We start from the raw sequence: 1,107 nt of genomic DNA on the forward strand, positions 1-1,107 counted from the left end.
GGCGGCAGGCGCGATGATCCGCGACCTCGCTGCCTTCTTCCGCACCGGCCTCGTGGAGGATCCTGCAGCCGACGTTAGTCTTGCCGACGAGGTTGAATTCCAGCGCCTCTACCTTGCGATCGAGCAGGCGCGCTTCGGAGAACGGCTGCGCGTCTCCGTCGACGTTACAGCAAAGCTGAACGGCGTGAAGCTACCGGCGTTGCTGCTGCAGCCGCTCGTCGAGAACGCGGTGAAGCATGGTCTCGGCGGCACGACCGCGCCCGTCCTGATTAAGGTACGTGCGTGGCAGGATGGCGCAATGCTCCACTTGAACGTCACCGACTGCTCTCACGGTCAGCTCGCGATGCCTGACGCGCGGCAGCCTTCAACCGGAATCGGCCTCGCCAATGTCCGCGCCAGGCTGGCCGCGCGATTCGGGCCAACAGCGGCACTGACGGCAGGCCCGATAAAGGATGGCTGGAGCAGCACCATCACCGTGCCGCTCGAGCCGGAAGCGGGACGTGGCTGAGCGGCCGCTCTGCGCGCTGGTCGTCGATGACGAGGCGCCCGCTCGGCGCCTGCTGCGGATGCTATGCAGTGACGCCGGTATCGTCGTCTCAGGGGAAGCCGACGACGGCGACTCGGCACTGGCACTGCTTGAAGAGATACCTGCCGACATCGTCTTCCTCGACATCGCCATGCCTGGCATTGATGGCATGGAGACGGCGCGCCGCATCCCGCAGGGCGGCAATACGGCGTCCGTGCCTGCGGTCGTGTTCACCACCGCATTCGCTCAACACGCGCTTGCCGCCTTCGACGTCGGCGCGGTCGATTACCTGCTCAAGCCCATCGACACGGCGCGCTTCGGGCTCGCAATCGAGCGCGTTCGTGCCGCGCTGGGCGGGCGGCTTGGCGATGCCCCCTCCCCTGCTGATCACCTCTGGGTGCCCCACCGCTCCGACCTTGTGAGGGTCGAAGTCGCGGCGGTCGAACGCGTTGAGGCCGAGCGCGACTACGTGCGCGTGGTGGTCGGCGGTCGCTCCCACCTCCTTCGCGAGACGATGGAAGGGATGGCCAAACGCTTGCCGTCTGACCGCTTCATCCGCATCCACCGGTCGACGATCGTTC

At 66.8% G+C, this 1,107-nt stretch carries 2 protein-coding genes; both read left to right on the top strand.

Going from position 1 to position 1,107, the window contains the following annotated elements:
• The coding region (locus COA17_RS18600; protein ID WP_176484964.1) for a sensor histidine kinase at positions 1 to 508 on the top strand (508 nt) is incomplete at its 5' end.
• Positions 501 to 1,107 (top strand): LytR/AlgR family response regulator transcription factor (locus COA17_RS18605; protein ID WP_096614358.1); only part of this gene is annotated, 607 nt, incomplete at its 3' end. The genes COA17_RS18600 and COA17_RS18605, both read left to right, overlap by 8 nt.

Source organism: Sphingomonas ginsenosidimutans, from assembly GCF_002374835.1.
In the GTDB taxonomy this organism is placed as follows: Bacteria; Pseudomonadota; Alphaproteobacteria; order Sphingomonadales; family Sphingomonadaceae; genus Sphingomonas; species Sphingomonas ginsenosidimutans.